The sequence below is a fragment of the Fictibacillus sp. Mic-4 genome (assembly GCF_049843615.1).
Taxonomy (GTDB): domain Bacteria; phylum Bacillota; class Bacilli; order Bacillales; family Fictibacillaceae; genus Fictibacillus_A; species Fictibacillus_A gelatini.
In genome coordinates this window covers 1-1,666 of sequence record NZ_JBBHZM010000090.1, presented here as the reverse complement: position 1 = coordinate 1,666, position 1,666 = coordinate 1, and the positions used below count along the sequence as shown (strand labels likewise).

At 38.4% G+C, this 1,666-nt stretch carries 1 protein-coding gene; it reads left to right on the top strand.

What is annotated here, in order from left to right; translation table 11 throughout:
- Positions 1–105 precede the first annotated feature (105 nt).
- A complete protein-coding gene (locus WD019_RS21540; RefSeq protein ID WP_035351257.1) occupies positions 106–1,446 on the top strand; it encodes an IS1380 family transposase in 1,341 nt (446 codons plus the stop codon).
- Positions 1,447–1,666: the final 220 nt, after the last annotated feature.

The window sequence follows — 1,666 nt, the reverse complement described above, 5'->3', positions numbered from 1 at the left end:
CCTGAATCCGTGATCTAAAAATTATTAAAAGTCCAAAATTACCCAACTTTTCGGTATAATTAAAGAAAAAAACGGGCTTTTATAGCTCACCCTAAAGGTGATCATATGGCTAAATTTATTATAGAAGAATCTAACGAAAAAATAATTTCACACTCTGGTATTGCCATAATTGGCCAATTACTTTCGAAAACACAATTAAAGTCCCGGTTAAATGCCGTTAAATTAAGACAAAACGGGCGCAAGCGGACTCCTGTCTCTTCTAATAAAGATATCGCTTATTCCTATATTGGTTTATTATGCCAGGGGAAAAGTGATTTTGAACATATTGAGCCGTTTCGTGAAGACTCCTTTTTTGCGTATGCCCTTGAGATTGATCATATTCCTTCTTGCTCCACATTGCGGCAGCGTCTAGATCTAGCTGGAGCCACCCGGAAATGGGAGCCGATTCTCCTTGAAGAATCAGCGAAACTTCTTCGAAAAATCAATGCGCCTTTGACTCCAATTCTCATTAATGATACGGACTATATGCCATTAGATATTGATGTGTCTCCGTTTGATAATTCTGGTACGAAAAAAGAAGGCGTTTCAAGAACGTATAAAGGCGTAGACGGATTTGCCCCAATCTTTGCTTACTTGGCTCAAGAAGGTTATTTGGTCCATGTTGAACATCGACGGGGAAGTGACCATTGTCAAAAAGGAACACCCGAGTTTATCAGAAAAAGCATTCAGTACGCGAAAAAAGTGACTGATACGCGTCTTCTCTTAAGAGCCGATTCAGGAAATGATAGTAAAGACAATCTTAAAATCTGCCATGAAGAAAAGAGCGATTTTATAATCAAACGAAATCCACGTAAGGAAACAGCAGAAGGCTGGTTAATGATCGCAAAAAAGCACGGAATGTGTTGCGAAGAAAGAGAAGGAAAAACGGTTTACCGCGGTTTCTTGAACGAATCCATCAAAGGCCTGGACAGACCTGTTCGTTTAGTATTTGAAGTCATCGAAAGAACAAGTGACAGAGACGGGCAAACCCTACTTCTTCCTGAAATTTCGTTTGATACCTATTGGACATCCCTTACTTGCCCGGCGACTACCGTGATTGATCTTTATCATGACCATGGAACGAGCGAACAATTTCATAGTGAATTGAAATCGGAATTAGACTTAGAACGATTGCCGTCCGGTAAGTTTGATACGAACTCCTTAGTGTTGCACTTTGGTTTATTTGCTTACAATTTACTGCGTCTTATCGGTCAAGTCAGCCTGCAAAAAGAGGATGCCCCGTTAAAGAAAAAGGTTCAAAGACGCCGGATTCGAACCGTGATTCAAAATTACATGACCCTGGCTGCCAAGTTTGTTATTCATGCCAGACAGCGGCGATTAAAAATAGGAACGGGAAATCGGTGGATTCCTTCTTTTCAAAGAATTTATCAGGCTTTTTCAATTTGAATAAAGCAAGATGCTTATGTTTTTTCCGGAATCAAGCCCCATGATTTTATATTTACCAGGGGTTTGTTTTCCCATGCTTATTTTAATAAAGCAAATCGATAAGTTATTAGATTTGTGTAATAATTACTTTTTAAAGTTATAAAATAATTATTTTATAACAAATTATCCTTGATTCGACTAAATATTTCATTTGAAATCAACATTAAGCCACGGATTCAGG